The sequence below is a fragment of the Actinomycetospora lutea genome, from assembly GCF_028737205.1.
Taxonomy (GTDB): domain Bacteria; phylum Actinomycetota; class Actinomycetes; order Mycobacteriales; family Pseudonocardiaceae; genus Actinomycetospora; species Actinomycetospora lutea.
The window spans coordinates 40,775-56,868 of the sequence record NZ_JAQZAL010000011.1 but is presented as its reverse complement, the minus strand read 5'-3'; the positions used below and the strand labels follow the sequence as shown (position 1 = coordinate 56,868).

Sequence of the window (16,094 nt, the reverse complement as noted above, 5' to 3'; positions counted from 1 at the left end):
TCCGTGCCCATCTCCGCCATGACCGCCGTCGTCACCGGCGCCGGTTCCCGCCGCGGCATCGGCCGCGCCACCGCCCACGCCCTCGCCGCCGCCGGGTGGAACGTCGCCGTGCTCGACCTCGACGAGGCCGGCGCCAAGGAGACCGCCGACGAGGTGGCCGCCGCCCACGGTGTCGCCGCCCTCGGCGCCGCCTGCGACGTCACCGACGACGCCTCGGTCGACACCGCGCTGGCCACCGTCACCGAGGCGCTGCCCCCGGTCGGCGCCGTGGTCAACAACGCCGGCATCACCTCGCCGGTGCCGTTCCTCGAGGTCAGCGACGCCGAGTGGGAGCGCGTGTTCGCCGTCAACGTCCGCGGCGCGTACCACGTCACCCGCCGGCTCGCTCCCGGCATGGCCGAGCGCGGCTTCGGGCGCATCGTGTTCCTGTCCTCGGTGTCGGCCGAGCGCGGCGGCGGCGTCTTCGGCGGTGTCGCCTACTCGGCCGCCAAGGCCGCCCAGCTGGGGTTCGCCCGGGCCCTGGCCCGCGAGCTCGGCCCGTCCGGGGTGACCGTCAACAGCGTCGCGCCGGGTCTCATCGACACGGACATCACCGGCGGCGCGCTCGAGGGCGAACGCAAGGCCGCACTGCTCGCCGGCATCCCCGTCGGGCGCAACGGTCGCGTCGAGGACGTCGCGGACCTCATCACCTACCTGTGCCGGGAGGAGACCGGCTACGTCACCGGCGCCACCTACGACGTCAACGGCGGGTCGCACATCCACTGAGCGCGGAGGCGGACACGACCTGTCCGCCCCGGTCGGCAGGATCGTCTCCACACGATCACGAGGGAGCCCGGAGGCCGCGCGATGTACGCACCCGCTCAGCACGACGAGGTCACCGGCCTCGTCCACTACCTCGACGAGCAGCTCGCGGCCATCCGCGCCGCCGCGCTGGGCCTGACCGAGGAGCAGGCGCGCGAGACGCCCTGCCGCAGTGCGCTGTCGGTCGGGGGCATCATCAAGCACGCCGCCCACGGCATGCGCGGGGCGCTGCAGCGGCTGCGCGGCACCGTCGAGCAGACGATCGACGAGGCGGCGTTCGCCGCGTTCGCCGACAGCTTCGCCGTGCGCGAGGACGAGACGGTGGCCGGGACCATCGAGGAGTTCGACCGGCTCCGGACCGAGCTGCTGGCGACCGTCGCCGCGACCGATCCGGCGGGGGACGCCACGGCGCCGCCCGCCCCGTGGCACGGGATCCTCGACGCCCGGCCGATCCGTACCCGCCACCACCTCGTGCACCTGCTCGAGGAGTGGGCCCGCCACGCGGGGCACGCCGACATCATCCGCGAGCAGATCGACGGCGTGGCGGTGCCGGCGCTGGTGATGACGCTGGCCGGGGCGAGCGCCAACGACTTCTTCGCGCCCTACCGGCCGGCGCCGGGCACGCTCCTGGCCTGAGGTCGACGACGCTGCGGCCCCGAGCAGTTGCGCCGCCTCGACGAACACCCCCGGCCGTGGGCGGGTACCACATCGAAGCCCAGATGCGGATGATCGAACGCTGACGCACGGAGCGGGCCTCCTGCGCGTCGGTCATCCGGCCCGTCGGACACCTGGCGGCGTATCCGGGGCGACGGTCCGGTCCCGGGGGAAGGACACCCCCGCCAGCCGCACCGAGACGTCCCAGATCCGCTCGGCGTCCTCGGTGCTGCGCAGCGGGCGGTAGAGCCGCTGCTCGGCGGGGGCGCCGCGGAGGTTGCCGAACCCGTCCGGGCCGTAGAGACGGCCGCCGCGGGCGTCGGGCGAGACCGCGGCGTGGAGGGCGGGCAGCAGCGCGGTCTCGACGGTGCCGAGCAGACCCCAGCGGGACAGGGCCCGGATGAGCCTGATCCGGGGCATGTCCTGCGCGCGGCCGACCTCCGGGCGCGCGGCGAGCAGGTTGGTGGGGACGACACCGGGGTGGGACAGGTTGCTGGTGATGCCCCAGCCGCCGGCCCGGCTGCGCCGGTCGAGCTCGAGCGCGAAGAGCCCGAACGCGATCTTGGACTGGGCGTAGGCGCGCGTGCCTTCGTAGGAGCCCTGCCAGTGCAGGTCGTCCCAGTGGACGGCGCCGCGGCGCGCGGCCACGCTGATCTGCGAGGTCACGCGGCCGCGGCCGGCCTGTAGCAGGGGCATCAGGTGGGCGACGAGCGCGACGTGGCCGAGGTGGTTGGTGCCGAACTGCAGCTCGAACCCGTCGGCGGTGGTCTGCCGGTCGGGCGGGGTCATGACGCCGGCGTTGTTGACCAGGAGGTGGATCGGCCGGCCCTCCTCGCGCAGGGCGGCGCCGAGGGCGGCGACGGACGCCAGCGACGAGAGGTCGAGCTCGCGCAGCGACGCGTCGGCGTCGGGGGTCTGCTCGCGGATCGCCGCGATCGCGGCCTCGCCCTTGCGCGGGTTGCGGACGGGCAGGACGACCTCCGCGCCGGCGGCGGCGAGCCGGCGGGCGAGGCCGAGCCCGACGCCGTCGCTGGCGCCGGTGACGACGGCGCGCCGGCCGGCGAGGTCGGGGACGGTGATGTCGGGGACGGTGATGTCGGTGGTGCGGGGCACGGCGGCCGGGGCGGGATCGTTCGTCACGGAGCGCTCCTCGGATCGGTGGGCGACTGCGGTCGACACTCACCGAGCACCGGGAGGACAGCCACGGCCTGCCGATCCGTGGCTGCGCAGACCACCCCCCGGCGGTCGCGCCGCCGGCCGGCCTCAGATCTCCTGACCGTTGCGCTCGACGCGCCCTGCGGGCCACTCGGTGGCCGGCCGCGCGACGGGCAGGAGCATGCCGTGACGGCGGTGGTCCTCGAGATCCTGGTCGACGCGGATCGATCGCACGGGGTGCTCGAGCAGCGGGGTCCACCCGCAGCGTTCGTAGAACGCCCGGACCTCGGGGTCGCAGGTCAGGAACCCGAACGGCAGGCCGAGCCGGTCCAGCGTCGAGGCCACCGAGCGCATCAGGGCGCCGCCGAGGCCCCCGCCCTGGCGCCCGGGGTGCACCGCGACCAGGCCGACGTCGCCGACGAGCACCGAGGTGTCCTCGTCGGGGGCGCGCAGGAAGCGGCGGATCACCGCGGCGTGGGCGACGAGCTCGCCGTCCCGGTGACCGAGAACCCGCAGCTCGGGGCGTGCCCCGGCCCAGCTGCGGCCGCGGGCGAACGCGGTCGTGGCGTAGCTGCGGGCGAGCAGGGCGGCGAGCGCGTCGTGCTCGCGCGGTGCGAGGGCGGTCTCCCACCGGCACGACCACGTCGTCGGGGACCCGTCGGACCGGCCGTCGCGGGGGAGCAGCGCGGTCCTCATCGGCGGCCTCCCGGGGTCACGCCGGGACCGGGGCACGGTCGGTGGTCTCGGGGGCGAGCTGCCAGGGCTGCCGCGGCCCGAAGGCGGCGGTGAGGCTGAACCGGTCGCCGCGCACGACGGTCTGGCGCCACTCGACGGGGACGCCGTCCTGGTGACCGACCCGCTCGATGCGGAAGACGGGGTCCCCGGTGCCGATGCCGAGCAGGCGGGCGCGGACGGGGTCGGCCAGGGCGACGCGGATGCGCTCGTGCCCGCTGTCGACCCGCAGCCCGGTGTGCCGGGCGAGCTCGTCGTAGAGCGCGGTGCGGGCGAGGTCGGCGTCCAGCAGCCCGGCCGCGGCGTCGAAGGGGAGCCAGGCGCGGTCCCACGCCAGGGGCTCGTCGTCGGCGAACCGCAGCCGCTCCAGGTGCAGCAGGGGCGTGGACTCCTCGAGCCCGAGGCGGACGGCGACGACGCCGTCGACGGTGCGCTCGAGCGCGCGGACCACGCTGGTCTGCGTGCGCCCGGTGCTCTCGACGGCGTCGAAGAGGGTGGACGGGGCGCCGACCGGTTGCGTGATCTCGGGGCGCGCGTGCCGGTCGGCCACCCGGGGCGGGCGGCCGCGCTCGGCGGTGACCACGCCGGCGGCCCGCAGCTGGGCGAGGGCCTGCCGGACCGTGTTGCGGCTGACGGCGTACTCCTCGACCAGGGCCAGCTCGCCGGGGAACGCCTGCGCGAACTCCCCGCGCCGGATCCGGGCTCGCAGGTCGTCCTGCAGCTGCGACCACAGGGGGGCGGCGCTCGCCCGGTCCAACCTCGACCCCACCCGCGGCTCCCTCCACCGGACCCTCGGGATTGACCCTACATTTCCTCGCCCGCAGAGGGCGCGAGGACGGTCGGTGGTGACGCGGGCACAGGCAGGCAGCGTCGCCGGCCCCCTCTCCGGCGACGCCGCCTCCCGCTCGCGGAACAGGACCCCGACTCCCTGAGGTCCGCACAAGAATCGTACCCAGCGGTACGCTTCCGGAGAAGGCGTGTTCCGCTCGTCGGCCACCCGGTGCGTCGTTCGTCCAGCGGCTGCACGCCGCGACGTCCGGCACCACACTGCGGTGTCCGGGGCGACCGGCGGTGAGGGGGGTGGCGCGGTGGTGAGCGACGCCGAGCCCGCGACCGACGGCGCGCGGGTGCCCCAGCAGGCGCGGTCGCGTGCCACGCGGCGTGCCCTGCTCGCCGCGGCGGGGGAGCGCTTCGCGGCGCGGGGCTTCCACGGCACGGCGCTGAACGACCTCCTGGGCAACGGCGTCCCGACCAAGGGCGCGCTCTACTTCCACTTCGCGTCCAAGCAGGCCGTCGCCGAGGCCCTCGTCGCGGAGATGAGCGCGTCGTGGGACCTGGTCCTGCCCGAGGTCCGCCGGGTCGCCGCCGACGGTCTGGAGGCGCTCGTGCTCCTGACCGACGCCGTGATCGTCCGCCTCGACGACCCGATCGTGCGCGGCGCCGGGCGCGTGCTGCGGGACGGCGTGGTCGTCTCGCCGACCCTGGCCGAGGTCACGACCTGGTGGCGCGACCAGGCCGAGGAGCTGCTCGTCGAGGCGCAGGCCGAGGGCCTGCTCCGTCCCGAGGCCGACCCGGGCTGGGTGGCCGGCGAGGTCGTCGCCGGCTTCGCCGGCCGGGCGACGGTGTCCGAGGGCTGGAGCGGTGTCACGCCCCTCCGGGATCTCGTGGACGAGTTCTGGGCCGGGTTCCTCCCGCTCATCGCGACACCGGACTGGTCGCGGCGGTGGACGGCGCGACCCTGGCGGCAGCGGCAGCGACCCGACGGGGTCGGTCCCCAGGACGTCGACGGCCCCGTGATCCACGGCGTGGACACCGAGCCCTGACGCGAACGAGGGGCGCCCCCTCGGGGACGCCCCTCGTCGCTTCCGCGCGTGCCTCCGTGTCGCCGTGCCCCGCCGCGTCTCGCCGTGCGGTGCGGTGGCACGGACGGCTCCGGAGAGCCGACCGACCGACCGATCCGAGAGCCAGGGACCGGTCGGGCGGTCGAGGAGAACGGTAGGGGCGGCGACCAGGACCCGGGACCACGAACCGCGGAACTACTTCCTGCCGTCGGCGTTGACGGGCGAGGTGGGCGCCGGGTCCGGCACGCCGATCATCTGGGCCGCCATGGACGGGTCCGCGAGCGCGGCCCACCGCTCCGCGCGGTGGCTCGCGTCGACGAACGCGTCGTGGGTGCGGGCCTGGTTCGCCGAGCCGGCCTGGATGCCGAAGTACGCGCCCGTGATCGCGCCGATCGCGGCGACGAACGGCGCGGTCGCCGTCGCGGCGTCGGCCGCCACCGGGTAGCGCAGGATCGCCACGACCGCGATCAGCGCGATGAGCACCGTGCCGCCGAGCACGGCGTAGAGCCCGTAGCGCCACCGGTTCTCGCCGGGGTCGTCGCCCGTGTCGTCACGGTGGTCGTCACGGTGGTCGTCGCGCGGGTCGTCGCGCGGGGCGCTCGGAGGATGCGTGGGACCCGCCTCGGTCACGAGGAACTCCTAGCCAGGGAAGTGGAGGAGGACCGAGTATGCGGTGTCCGAGAACAGGGGGTCACGGCGATGACGACGTCCGAGGTGAAGCGGAAGAAGCCCAAGCGCTTCCCCAAGAAGCTGTACGAGGCCGAGCTGCTGCGCCTGCAGGGCGAGCTGGTGCAGATGCAGGAGTGGGTCAAGGCGACCGGCGCGCGCCTCGTCGTGATCTTCGAGGGTCGTGACGCCGCCGGGAAGGGCGGCGCCATCCAGCGGGTCGTGGAGAACCTCAACCCCCGCGTCGCGCGCATCGTCGCCCTGCCCGCGCCGACCGAGCGCGAGCGCACGCAGTGGTACTTCCAGCGCTACGTCCCGCACCTGCCGGCGGCCGGCGAGATCGTGCTGCTCGACCGCTCCTGGTACAACCGTGCCGGCGTCGAGCGCGTCATGGACTTCTGCACGCCCCAGGAGTACGACCGCTTCCTGCGCCAGTGCCCGACCTTCGAGGACATGCTCATCGAGGACGGCATCATGCTGCGCAAGTACTGGTTCTCGGTCAGCCCCGACGAGCAGGAACGCCGCTTCCGCGAGCGCCTGGAGAACCCGCTCAAGCGCTGGAAGCTCTCGCCCATGGACCTGGAGTCGATCAGTCGCTGGGACGAGTACTCCAAGGCCAAGGACGACATGCTCGCCGCCACCGACACCGAGATCGCGCCCTGGACCATCGTCGAGTCCGAGGACAAGCGCCGCTCGCGACTCAACATGATCGCCCACCTGCTGGACACGGTCCCGTGGTCGCCGATCGAGCTGCCGGCCCTGGAGATCCCGGTCCGCCCGCCGGGCGACGGCTACGTCCGCCCGCCCCGCGAGGTCGCCCGCGCGGTGCCCGACCACGCCGCGACGCTGCTGGGCAAGGACTGAACCGGCTGGGACCGGGTCGGCGAGGACCGGGTCACGGGGTCGGTCGGCCGTAGAGGTACATGAGCGCGGTCGCCGACGCGGCGCCGAGGATCTCCCCGCGCGCCACCAGCTCCGGGATCCGTGCGACGTCGACCCACGCGACCGTCCCGTCCTCCGCGGGGTCGGTCGGGTCCCCGACGTGCTCGGCGCCGCGCCACAGGTAGATGTCGACGCGGGCACGGACCTGGCCGGGCAGCGGCTCGATCGACAGCAGGTGCTCGGGCTCCCCGCGCACGTGCCAGCCGGTCTCCTCGGCGGTCTCGCGGGCCGCGGCCGTCCCGGGTGCCTCACCGTCGTCGACGATGCCGCCGGGCAGCTCGTAGCCCCACTGGCCCGCGGGGAACCGGTACTTCCACAGCACGAGGACCCGGTCGCCCTCGACGACCAGCGCCACCGCGATCCGCGAGAGCTCGACGACGTGGTAGTCGAAGCGCGTCCCCTCGGGCGCCTCGACGTCGACCAGCCGGACCCGGACCCAGGGGCTCTCGTAGGCCGAGCGCTCGCCGAAGATCGTCCAACCACCGACCGCCTCGGGCACGCCGGGACCGTACCCGGGATCACGCCGCGACGACGGGCTCAGCGCAGCACGGCGCCGCGCAGGACGAGGAACGTGACCGTGGTCCCGAGCCCCTGCGACGCGACCCACGCGGCCGGGACGACCCATCCGTCGGGCACCACGGACGGGAGCGCGGCCAGCGCGAGCCCGTGACCGAGCAGGACGACGACGACGGTGACCGCGGAGAGCGCCGCCATCCACGCCGCGGCCCCGCGCACCCCGGACGAGCGGAACGTCCAGCGCCGGTGGAGCACCGAGATCACCGCGGTGCCGGCGACGAAGCTCAGCACGCGGGCGAGGTGGACGTCGACGCCCGCGTGCACGAGCCCGAGGTGCAGCGCGAGGCTCAGCGGCAGGACGACGAGGCCGGCGCCGAGATACCGCGCGCCGAGGGCGAGGAGTCCGCGGGCACCGGGCCGCCCACCTGGGAGGATCGCGCCGTGGACGACGGCCGTGCGGCGACCGGCACGCCGACGCGGCGCCCGGTGCCGTCGCCGGCCGTGGTGGCGCTCGTCCCGCCCCTCGTCGCCCTCGTGCTGGGAGCCGTGGTCCTCACCCGCGGCACCGGGCTCTGGTACGACGAGCTCTTCTCGACCGAGGTGGCGCGCCTGCCCCTCGCCGAGATCCTCCGCGCGGCGTGGGAGGGCCGCGGGACCACCTGGTACCTGCGCGACATCCCGCCCTCCTACAACCTGCCGTGGTACGTCGTGGCGCACGTCGTGCTGCTCCTCCCGGGCACGGACAACGACCTCGCGCTGCGGGTCCTCGCGCTGGTGTGCGGGGCGGCCGCGGCGGGCGTCCTGGCCGCGGCCGTGGCGCGCCTCGCGGACGACCGGCGGGTCGGGCTGGTCGCGGGGCTGGTCACCGCACTGAACCCCCTGGTCCTCGAGTGGAGCGTCGAGGCCCGCTCGTACGGGCTCGCCCTGCTGATGACCGCGGGGACGGCGTACGGCCTCGCGCGCTGGCTGGACCGCGCCCGGTGGGGGCTGCTCGTCTTCGGGCTCTGCGCGGCCGGCGCCGGGCTCGCGCACTGGTACGCGCTCCTGCCCGTGGCCGGCCTGACCGTCGCCGGCATGGTGCTCGCCCCGCGGCGCGCGATGTGGCTCGCGCTCGTCGCCGCGGTCGCGGCCGTCCCGACGCTCGGGCTCGTCGCGCTGAACCTCGCGACCGTCGCCGACCGCAACGCCGCCCTGCTCTACGACACCGCCGGGCGCCTGCCGCTGTTCGCGGCCTGGCGCTGGTCGGGCAAGGACGTCGTGCTCGCCGCGGTGGTGACGGTCGCGGCGGCGCTCGGGGTCTGGCGCGCGCCGACCCGGCTGCTGGTCGTCGTGACGGGCTGGCTCGCGCTGCCCGTGCTCGCGCTGCTGATCGCCGAGACCGAGTTCCGGGCGGTCTACGAGCCGCGCTACGTCCTGCCGGCGCTGCTGGGCCTCGGCGTGCTCACCGCGGCCGGCGTCGCGTGCTGGCCGTGGCGCGTGCGGGTCCTGCGGTGGGGGCCGGCGGTCGTGCTGAGCGCGGTGCTCCTCGTGACCTCGCTGGTCGCCTCGGTCGGGCTGCTGTGGGCGCCGCCGCGCGAGCGCTCGGACGAGGTCGCGGCCATGATCGCGGCGGCCCACCGCCCCGGCGACGTCGTCATGGCCGGCGACCGCCAATCCGCGCTGGCGCTGGAGCACTACGTCCGCACGCGCCACCCGCAGATGGCCCCGGACCTGCGCGTCCCACCGATCCACGCGGCGCCGGACGCGGCGGTCGTCTGGTACGTCCGGGTCCGGATCATCCACGGGGAGACCGGGCCGGTCGACGGCGACGTCCTGCTCGCGGGCTCCGGGCGGCGGGTCGAGGGGCAGTGGTTCCTGCGCGCGACCTGGACCTCGCTGGTCGTTCAACGCTGGGTGCGCTGAGCGCGCGCGACGGTGCACCAGTGCAGCGCCCGCACCGACTGCCGCAGGCGGGCGCGCGACGACCACGCCGAGGTCCCGACGGGCCGGGTCGCGCGGGCGACCGAACGCGAGGTGACCCGCAGGCCCGCGCCGGCTCGGGTCCGCGGGCCGAGCGCGACGACCACGCTGGGCGCCGCCGCGCCGGCGGGGGAGAGGACGGCCGCCCGCCCCCGCGGCCCGAGGGCGAGGAACGCCCCGGCGTCGGCCGGCAGCCCGGTGAGCGCGGCGACGAGCAGACGGTGCCCGCGGCCGGTGAGGTGCCGGCCCGCCGACTCGTAGGCCCCGCGCCGCCCGGCGAACACGACGTCGTGCTCGTCGAGGCGGTCGACCAGCGCGGGCAGCGCCTCCGGAGGGTCCTGGAGGTCGGCGTCGAGGCACACCCAGGCGCAGGCCCCGGGCTCGTCGGCGAGCCCGCGGCGCAGCGCGGCGTGCTGGCCGACGTTGACCGCGAGCTCGGTGACCGCGACCCGGCGATCCCGGGCGGCGAGGGCCCGCGCCACATGCCCGCTGCCCTCCGGGCAGGCGTCGACGACCAGCCGCACCCGCCACGGCCGCCCGGCGAGCGCGCCGGCGATGCGGCGCACCAGCTCCTCGAGCGTCGCGCCGTTGCGGTGCACGGGGACCACGACGGCGACGGTCACCGGGCACACCAGGCCCGCCGCAAGCCGTCGGGCAGGTCGACGGTCGGCTTCCAGTCGAGCAGCTCCCGCGCACGGGAGGGGTCGGCGACCCAGTGCCCCGTGTCCCAGTCGCGGCCGGGGTGGGCACCGACGTCGACGGCGACGGTCCGCCCGGTCGCACGCTCGGCGAGGGCGACGAGCTCCTCGTTCGCCGTCTGCACCCCGGTGCCCAGGTTCAGCACGGTGCCGGGGGCGAGGTCGTCGGCGAGCGCCGCGCGCACGCAGGCCTCGACGACGTCGCCGACCCAGACCCAGTCCCGCCGCATCCCGGGCGCGGTGAGCGGCACCCGGTCACCGGTCGCGGCGGCGGCGAGCACGACGGGCACGAACCGGGTCGGGTGGTCGCCGGGCCCGTAGACCTGGAAGGCCCGCAGCACGGTCGCGCGCACCCCCCGCTGCGCCGCGGCGGCGAGCAGCAGCAGCGAACCCGCCGCCTTCGTGGCGCCGAAGAAGCTCTGCGTGCTCAGCGGGCCGTCCTCGGTGAGCGGGCGGTCGCTCGCCGCGTACTCGGTGGACGACCCGAGCCGCACCACCGCCCGGCAGCGGGGACCGAGGGCGTCGACCAGCCACGGGCTGGTGTTGACCGCCGTGGACGCCGCGCGCGCCGCCGGGTCCCGACGGTCGCGCGCGGCGGCCAGGCTGAACACGACGTCGGGGTCGGCGGCGCGCACCGCGGCGGCCGCGGCGACGGGGTCGGCGAGGTCGACCCGCGCCCGGGTCAGCGCCGTGACCGACCAGCCGTCCGCGCGCAGGCGGGCGACGAGGTGACGTCCGACGAATCCGCCGGCGCCGGTGACGAGCGCGTGCACCCCGGCGCCGTCAGACGAGGACGGGCGCGGGGACCGGCGCGGTGACCGCGTGGACGAACGCCTCGCGGTCGGCGGCCCGTGCCCGGTCGTCGCGGGCACCGGCGAGGGCCGCGGCGGCGTGGATGCGCGGGATCTCCGCGGCGGGGTCGCGGTCGGCGGTGTCGGCACGGAACGAGCGCCGCAGGAACGTGAAGTCGATCCCGAGGCGTTCCATCTCGGCGGCGAGCAGCGCGCTGGGGACCGGGTGCCCGGCGTCGGGGCGTGTCAGCCCGGCGACGCCGCAGGCGTGACCGGCCGCGGCGACGCGGTCGCGCACGTGCGCCACGGTGCCGTCGACCATCGGGACGAAGAGTCCCGCGGGGACCCCGGTCCGGGCCGCGCGGTCGATGCGCAGGTCGTTGAGGCCGATGTAGACGCGGGAGAGCGGACGGCGCACGAGGGCGTCGACGGCCTCCACCGCGTCCTGGGTCTCGATCATCGCGGCGACCCCGCAGCGGCCGCCGACCAGCGTCAGCACGCGATCGAGCTCCGCGGGGCGGCGCAGCATGGGTACGAGGAGCTCGTCGGCACCGAGCGCGACCGCACGATCGACCTCGCGGGCGGTCCACCGGCCCACCGGGTTGATCCGGCAGACGACGGTCGCGGCCGTGGCCCGCCGGACCGCGTCCAGGTCGCGGGCGGTGTTGGCGTTGATCTGGGTGTCCTCGCCGGCCTGGCGCCGGGCCTTCCCCCGCCGCTCCCAGTCGATCACGACACCGGTCACGCCGGCCGCCACCAGGCGGGCCACCTCGCCGCCCGACGTCGAGAAGACGAAGAGGTCCACCGTTCTCCCATCACCCTGGCGGCCGTGTTAGCCGAGGCTGTGCTGATCTGCACCCCTTCGGCCGAACGTCACCACAAGGTGGCAGGCGAGGAACCGCTGCATACGGCCAATTTTGGGGGTGGAGGACGGCCCACGGAGACGGTCTCGTGAGGTAAGGCGCGCCTGACCTGTGACGGGGCGTGCATCCCGTCGATCCCGAGGAGTGGTGGATGCCCGTGCCGGGGCAAGGTGTCTGGTTCGTCCGGATGGTGCTGGCCGTCCTCGCGAGCACCGTCCTGCTGGCCGCCTGTGGTGGGGCGCCCGGGCCGGAGGACCGGACGTTGACGCTGTACAACGCCCAGCACGAGGCCCTCGGGCGCCTGTGGGTCGACGAGTTCACCCGGCAGACCGGCATCCCGGTGCAGATCCGCGACGGCGGAGACTTCGAGCTCGGCAACCAGCTCGTGGCCGAGGGCGCCGCCTCGCCCGCCGACGTGTTCCTCACCGAGAACAGCCCGGCGATGTCGCTGGTGTCCGGCGCGAACCTCTTCGCGCCCGTCGACGGCGCCACCCGCGCCCAGGTACCGCCGCAGTACTCCTCCACCCGGGGTGACTGGGTGGGCATCGCGGCGCGGACGACCGTCGTGGTCTACAACCCGGCCCTCCTGCCCGAGGGCCAGCTGCCCGACTCGATCCTCGACTTCGCCCGGCCCGAGTGGCAGGGCCGGGTCGCGTTCCCGCCCGGCGGCGCGGACTTCCAGGCCATCGTCTCGGCGGTGAACGCCCTCAACGGGGACGCCGCGACCCAGCAGTGGCTGGCGGGGCTGAAGGCCAACGGGCGCGTCTACCAGAGCAACACCGCGACGATGCAGGCCGTGAACCGCGGGGAGGTCCCGGCCGGGATCATCTACCACTACTACTGGTACCAGGACCGCGCCGAGGCGGGCGCGAACAGCGCCAACACCGAGCTGAAGTTCTACACCAACGGCGACGCCGGCGGGTTCCTGTCGGTGTCCGGCGGCGGTGTCCTCGCCTCGAGCAGCCGTCCCGCCGAGGCGCAGCAGCTCCTCGCGTTCCTCGCCGGCGTCCCCGGACAGCAGGTGCTCGCCCGGTCGGAGAACCTCGAGTACACCGTCGGCGCCGGGGTCCCGGCCAACCCGGCGCTCAAGCCGTTCTCCGAGCTGCGTCCGCCGCCCGTCGACCTCAGCACCCTCAACGGTCCGAAGATCGTCGGGATGATGCAGCAGGCCGGCCTCTTGTGACGGCGGCGGCCCCGCTGCGCGTGGTCGTCGCGTCGCTGGCCGCGCTCCTCGCGCTCGTCCCGGTCGGCTACGTCGTCGTCTCGGTGGTCGTGGTCGGGCCGGCCGCGGCGATCGACCTCGTGTGGCGCCCGCGGGTCGGCGAGCTCCTGGTGAACACCACGGTGCTCGTCCTCGCGACCTCGTCGGCGTGCATCGTCCTGGGCACGGCGACGGCGTGGATCACCGAGCGCACCGACCTGCCCGGGGCACCGGTGTGGGGCGCCCTGTTCGCCGCGCCGCTGGCGATCCCCGCGTTCGTCAACAGCTACGCCTGGGTCTCGGTCCTGCCCGGGGCGGACGGCTTCGTGGGGGCGCTCGTCGTGACGACGATGTCGTACTTCCCGTTCGTGCACCTCCCGGTGGCCGCCGTGCTGCGCGGGTCGGACCGCGACCACGAGGACGTCGCCCGCGCGCTCGGCCTCTCGCCCCGCGCGGCGGCGGTGCGCGTCGTCCTGCCCGCCCTGCGCCCGGCGATCGTCGGCGGAGCGCTGCTCGTCGGGCTGCACCTGCTCGCCGAGTTCGGGGCGCTGGCCCTGCTGCGCTACCCGACCTTCACCACCGCGATCTACGACCAGTTTCAATCGACCTTCGCCGGGCCGGCCGCCGCCATGCTCGCGAGCGTCCTGGTCGTGCTGTGCCTGGTCCTGCTGACCGCGGACGTCGCGCTGGCGGGGCGGGCGCGCCAGGCGCGGGTCGGCGCCGGCGCGGCCCGGCGCCGGGCCCGGACGTCCCTCGGCGCGGCGCGGGCGCCCGCGCTGGTCGCCGTGGGCCTGCTCGTGGCCGCCGCGCTCGGGGTGCCGCTGGTGAGCGTCGCGCGCTGGATGATCACCGGGAGCTCCACCACGATCGACCCGGCGGCGCTCGCGATCGCGACGGCCACCTCGATCGGGCTCGGCCTGGTCGCCGCGGCGGTGACGACGGCGTTGACGCTGCCCGTCGCGTGGCTCGCGATCCGCCGGCCCGGCCGGTTCTCGCGGCTGGTCGAGCGCACCACCCATCTCGGCAACGCGCTGCCCGGGATCGTGGTCGCGCTGGCGCTCGTGATCGTGGCGATCCGGGTCGTGCCCGGGCTCTACCAGACCACGCCGCTGCTCATCACGGCCTACGCGATCCTGTTCATGCCGCTGGCGCTGGTGAACCTCCGCGCCGCGCTGCTGCGGGTGCCCCCGGAGCTCGAAGAGGCCGCGCACGGGCTCGGGTCGCGGCCCGGCGCCGTGCTGGCCCGGGTCACCGTTCCGCTGCTCGCGCGCGGCGCGGGCGCGGGCGCGGCCCTGGTGTTCCTCGCCGTCTCCACCGAGCTCACCGCGACGCTGCTGCTGGCCCCGACCGGCACGGCGACGCTCGCGACGGAGTTCTGGGGCCCGGCGGCCGCCGTCTCCTACGGCGCGGCGGCCCCGTACGCACTCACGATGATCGTCATCTCGGTGCCCGCGGCGTTCCTGCTGACCCGCCAGGTGCACGCCGGGGCCGGCCCGTGACGGGCGTGGTGGTCGACGGGGTCGCGAAGGCCTTCGGCGCGACCCCCGTGCTGCGCGGCGTCTCGCTCACCGCCCCCGCGGGCACGCTGACGGCGGTGCTCGGCCGGTCCGGCTGCGGGAAGACGACCCTCCTGCGCATCGTCGCGGGCTTCGAGCGTCTCGACGCGGGCACGGTGACGCTGCACGGGCGCCCGGTCGCGGGCCCGGACCGGGCGCTCCCGCCCGAGCGGCGCGGCATCGGCTACCTCACCCAGGAGGGCTCGCTCTTCCCGCACCTCACCGTCGCCGCCAACGTCCTGTTCGGCCTGCCGTGGCGCGAGCGTCGTCGCGGTGGCGCCCGGGTCGCCGCGCTCCTCGAGGGCGTCGACCTCGAACCGTCCCTGGCCCGGCGCCATCCGCACGAGCTCTCCGGCGGCCAGCAGCAGCGGGTGGCCCTCGCCCGGGCGCTCGCCCCCGAGCCCGCGGTCGTCCTGCTCGACGAGCCGTTCTCCTCGCTCGACGCTGGTCTGCGCGCCGACACCCAGCGCGCGGTGGTCAAGGCGCTCGCCGCCGCCGGCGCGACCGCGCTGCTCGTCACCCACGATCGGGGCGAGGCGCTCGCGCTCGCCGACCAGGTCGCGGTGATGCGCGACGGGGTCGTCGCGCAGATCGACGCCCCCGGTGCGATCTACCGCGACCCCGTCGACCCGGGAGTGGGCGCCCTCGTCGGCGACGCCGTGCTGCTCGACGGGCGTCGGGACGGCGCGGGCTCGGTGTCCTGCGCCCTCGGCGTGCTCGCGGTGCGGCCCGATCGGCAGGGGCGCCGGGGCGCCGCCGGGCCGGTGCGGGTGCTCGTGCGCCCGGAACAGATCGTCGTCGGGGCGGGCGACGGGGGTGTCCGCGCGCGGGTGCGCTCGCGGGACTTCCGCGGGCCGGACGCGTCCGTCGAGCTGGACCTCGGGGACGCGGCGCCCGGGACCGAGATCGTCACCGCCCGGCTGCCGGGCGACGCGGCCGTCGCGCCCGGGGACGACGTCACCGTGACGGTGCGCGGCGCGGTCACCGCCTACGACGCGTGAGCCCCGCCGGGCGGAGGTGAGCCTACCCTTCGGAACGGCGGTCCCCTCTCCCTAGGATGAGGGGGTGAGCAGCGCGGACCCGGTCGCCGTCGACGGCTCCGCCGCGCCCGCGACGGTGGTGCTCGTCGTCGACGACCACCGCGTCTTCACCGACGCCCTGCGCGCCAGCCTGGAGCGCCAGCGCGACGTCGCCGCGGTGGTGGTCGCGCACTCGGTCGGCGAGGCCCTCGCGCACGCCCGGCGCACCGCGCTCGACGCCGCGATCGTCGACCTCGACCTCCCCGACGGGTCGGGGCTCGACGTGGTGGCCGCGCTCCGGGAGCTCCGCCCCGCGACCCGCACGATCGTCCTCACGGCCCACGCGCGCTGCGATCTCGCCGAGCGCGCGGTCGCGGCCGGCGCGGCGGCCTTCCTGGCGAAGGAGGGCACGCTCGACCGCGTCCTCGCCGCGCTCCGCGCCCCGGTGCCCGCCGCCCCGGTGGTCGACGCGGCGGTCCCGCCCGGACGGGTCGAGCTGACGCCGCGGGAGTGCGACGTGCTGCGCCTGCTGGGGCAGGGTCGCGAGCCCGCGCGCATCGCCACCGAGCTGAAGCTCTCGCTGCACACCGTGCGCGGGCACGTCAAGACCCTGATGGCCAAGCTGGACGCCCACAGCCAGCTCGAGGCGGTCGTCGCCGCGCACCGTCGGGGGCTCATCAGCGTCGGCTCGCGGTACTGA

Annotated in this window: 18 protein-coding genes; 9 read left to right on the top strand and 9 right to left on the bottom strand. The window is 76.0% G+C overall.

Translation table 11 applies throughout. The annotated features are described in order from the left end of the window. The first annotated feature begins 3 nt into the window (after nucleotides 1-3). Both PHK61_RS13800 and PHK61_RS13795 read left to right on the top strand, forming a co-directional pair. A complete protein-coding gene (locus tag PHK61_RS13800; protein WP_274281563.1) occupies nucleotides 4-765 on the top strand; it encodes an SDR family NAD(P)-dependent oxidoreductase in 762 nt (253 codons plus the stop codon). 81 nt (nucleotides 766-846) lie between these two features. After that, entirely contained in the window at nucleotides 847-1,437 is a 591-nt protein-coding gene (locus PHK61_RS13795; RefSeq protein WP_274281562.1) for a mycothiol transferase, read from the top strand. Nucleotides 1,438-1,569: 132 nt separating this feature from the next. On the opposite strand, the gene PHK61_RS13790 is transcribed toward PHK61_RS13795, so the two are convergent. From PHK61_RS13790 to PHK61_RS13780, 3 genes are all read right to left on the bottom strand, one after another. Beyond that, nucleotides 1,570-2,595 (bottom strand): SDR family oxidoreductase, encoded by a 1,026-nt coding sequence (locus tag PHK61_RS13790; protein ID WP_274281561.1) that lies wholly within the window; start codon nucleotides 2,593-2,595, stop codon nucleotides 1,570-1,572. Nucleotides 2,596-2,718: 123 nt separating this feature from the next. Then, complete coding sequence (locus tag PHK61_RS13785; RefSeq protein ID WP_274281560.1) at nucleotides 2,719-3,306, bottom strand: GNAT family N-acetyltransferase; 588 nt, start codon at nucleotides 3,304-3,306, stop codon at nucleotides 2,719-2,721. Nucleotides 3,307-3,322: 16 nt separating this feature from the next. Continuing rightward, nucleotides 3,323-4,111 carry a GntR family transcriptional regulator gene (locus PHK61_RS13780; protein WP_274281559.1) on the bottom strand — a complete coding sequence of 263 codons (789 nt, stop codon included), beginning with the start codon at nucleotides 4,109-4,111 and terminating at the stop codon, nucleotides 3,323-3,325. Nucleotides 4,112-4,433: 322 nt separating this feature from the next. Between PHK61_RS13780 and PHK61_RS13775 the strand changes: the two genes are divergently transcribed. After that, the gene (locus PHK61_RS13775) at nucleotides 4,434-5,165 is read left to right on the top strand and encodes a TetR/AcrR family transcriptional regulator (RefSeq protein WP_274281558.1); all 732 of its coding nucleotides are present in this window, start codon (nucleotides 4,434-4,436) and stop codon (nucleotides 5,163-5,165) included. A 213-nt stretch (nucleotides 5,166-5,378) separates the two neighbouring features. Here the strand turns inward: PHK61_RS13775 and PHK61_RS13770 are convergent, their stop codons facing one another. After that, nucleotides 5,379-5,813: a hypothetical protein gene (locus PHK61_RS13770; protein WP_274281557.1), complete on the bottom strand. Its 435-nt coding sequence runs from the start codon at nucleotides 5,811-5,813 to the stop codon at nucleotides 5,379-5,381. Between the two features lie 69 nt (nucleotides 5,814-5,882). Here PHK61_RS13770 and ppk2 point away from each other — a divergent pair, with 69 nt between their 5' ends. Beyond that, entirely contained in the window at nucleotides 5,883-6,713 is an 831-nt protein-coding gene (ppk2, locus tag PHK61_RS13765; protein ID WP_274281556.1) for a polyphosphate kinase 2, read from the top strand. A 31-nt stretch (nucleotides 6,714-6,744) separates the two neighbouring features. On the opposite strand, the gene PHK61_RS13760 is transcribed toward ppk2, so the two are convergent. Both PHK61_RS13760 and PHK61_RS13755 read right to left on the bottom strand, forming a co-directional pair. Beyond that, a complete protein-coding gene (locus PHK61_RS13760; RefSeq protein ID WP_274281555.1) occupies nucleotides 6,745-7,290 on the bottom strand; it encodes an NUDIX hydrolase in 546 nt (181 codons plus the stop codon). A gap of 38 nt (nucleotides 7,291-7,328) precedes the next feature. Continuing rightward, nucleotides 7,329-7,631, bottom strand: a complete 303-nt coding sequence (locus PHK61_RS13755) for a GtrA family protein (protein WP_274281554.1) — start codon at nucleotides 7,629-7,631, stop codon at nucleotides 7,329-7,331. Between PHK61_RS13755 and PHK61_RS13750 the strand changes: the two genes are divergently transcribed. After that, nucleotides 7,608-9,209: an ArnT family glycosyltransferase gene (locus PHK61_RS13750; RefSeq protein ID WP_274281553.1), complete on the top strand. Its 1,602-nt coding sequence runs from the start codon at nucleotides 7,608-7,610 to the stop codon at nucleotides 9,207-9,209. The two genes, PHK61_RS13755 and PHK61_RS13750, sit on opposite strands and share 24 nt — an antisense overlap. On the opposite strand, the gene PHK61_RS13745 is transcribed toward PHK61_RS13750, so the two are convergent. From PHK61_RS13745 to PHK61_RS13735, 3 genes are read right to left on the bottom strand one after another with little or no spacing between them, the layout of a single operon-like run. Next, a complete protein-coding gene (locus PHK61_RS13745) occupies nucleotides 9,191-9,889 on the bottom strand; it encodes a glycosyltransferase (protein WP_274281552.1) in 699 nt (232 codons plus the stop codon). The two genes, PHK61_RS13750 and PHK61_RS13745, sit on opposite strands and share 19 nt — an antisense overlap. Next, nucleotides 9,886-10,737 (bottom strand): NAD-dependent epimerase/dehydratase family protein, encoded by an 852-nt coding sequence (locus PHK61_RS13740; RefSeq protein WP_274281551.1) that lies wholly within the window; start codon nucleotides 10,735-10,737, stop codon nucleotides 9,886-9,888. The genes PHK61_RS13745 and PHK61_RS13740 overlap by 4 nt, the downstream gene beginning before the upstream one ends. Before the next feature lie 10 nt (nucleotides 10,738-10,747). Further along, nucleotides 10,748-11,560: an aldolase/citrate lyase family protein gene (locus PHK61_RS13735; protein WP_274281550.1), complete on the bottom strand. Its 813-nt coding sequence runs from the start codon at nucleotides 11,558-11,560 to the stop codon at nucleotides 10,748-10,750. 209 nt (nucleotides 11,561-11,769) lie between these two features. Between PHK61_RS13735 and PHK61_RS13730 the strand changes: the two genes are divergently transcribed. The 4 genes from PHK61_RS13730 to PHK61_RS13715 all read left to right on the top strand — a co-directional run bounded on the left by PHK61_RS13730 (nucleotide 11,770) and on the right by PHK61_RS13715 (nucleotide 16,094). Beyond that, nucleotides 11,770-12,801 carry an iron ABC transporter substrate-binding protein gene (locus PHK61_RS13730; protein WP_274281549.1) on the top strand — a complete coding sequence of 344 codons (1,032 nt, stop codon included), beginning with the start codon at nucleotides 11,770-11,772 and terminating at the stop codon, nucleotides 12,799-12,801. Continuing rightward, nucleotides 12,798-14,318, top strand: coding sequence for an ABC transporter permease (locus PHK61_RS13725; protein WP_274281548.1), 1,521 nt, complete (start codon nucleotides 12,798-12,800; stop codon nucleotides 14,316-14,318). The genes PHK61_RS13730 and PHK61_RS13725 overlap by 4 nt, the downstream gene beginning before the upstream one ends. Further along, on the top strand, nucleotides 14,315-15,376 hold the full coding sequence (locus tag PHK61_RS13720; RefSeq protein ID WP_274281547.1) for an ABC transporter ATP-binding protein: 1,062 nt from the start codon (nucleotides 14,315-14,317) through the stop codon (nucleotides 15,374-15,376). Before PHK61_RS13725 ends, PHK61_RS13720 begins: the two co-directional genes overlap by 4 nt. Nucleotides 15,377-15,440: 64 nt before the next feature. Next, nucleotides 15,441-16,094: a response regulator transcription factor gene (locus tag PHK61_RS13715; RefSeq protein ID WP_274281546.1), complete on the top strand. Its 654-nt coding sequence runs from the start codon at nucleotides 15,441-15,443 to the stop codon at nucleotides 16,092-16,094.

Bases quoted from the DNA above. Each gene is read 5' to 3' on its own strand.
- PHK61_RS13730 (WP_274281549.1), top strand. From the start codon at position 11,770: ATGCCCGTGCCGGGGCAAGGTGTCTGGTTCGTCCGGATGGTGCTGGCC.
- PHK61_RS13785 (WP_274281560.1), bottom strand. From the start codon at position 3,306: ATGAGGACCGCGCTGCTCCCCCGCGACGGCCGGTCCGACGGGTCCCCG.
- PHK61_RS13795 (WP_274281562.1), top strand. From the start codon at position 847: ATGTACGCACCCGCTCAGCACGACGAGGTCACCGGCCTCGTCCACTAC.
- ppk2 (WP_274281556.1), top strand. From the start codon at position 5,883: ATGACGACGTCCGAGGTGAAGCGGAAGAAGCCCAAGCGCTTCCCCAAG.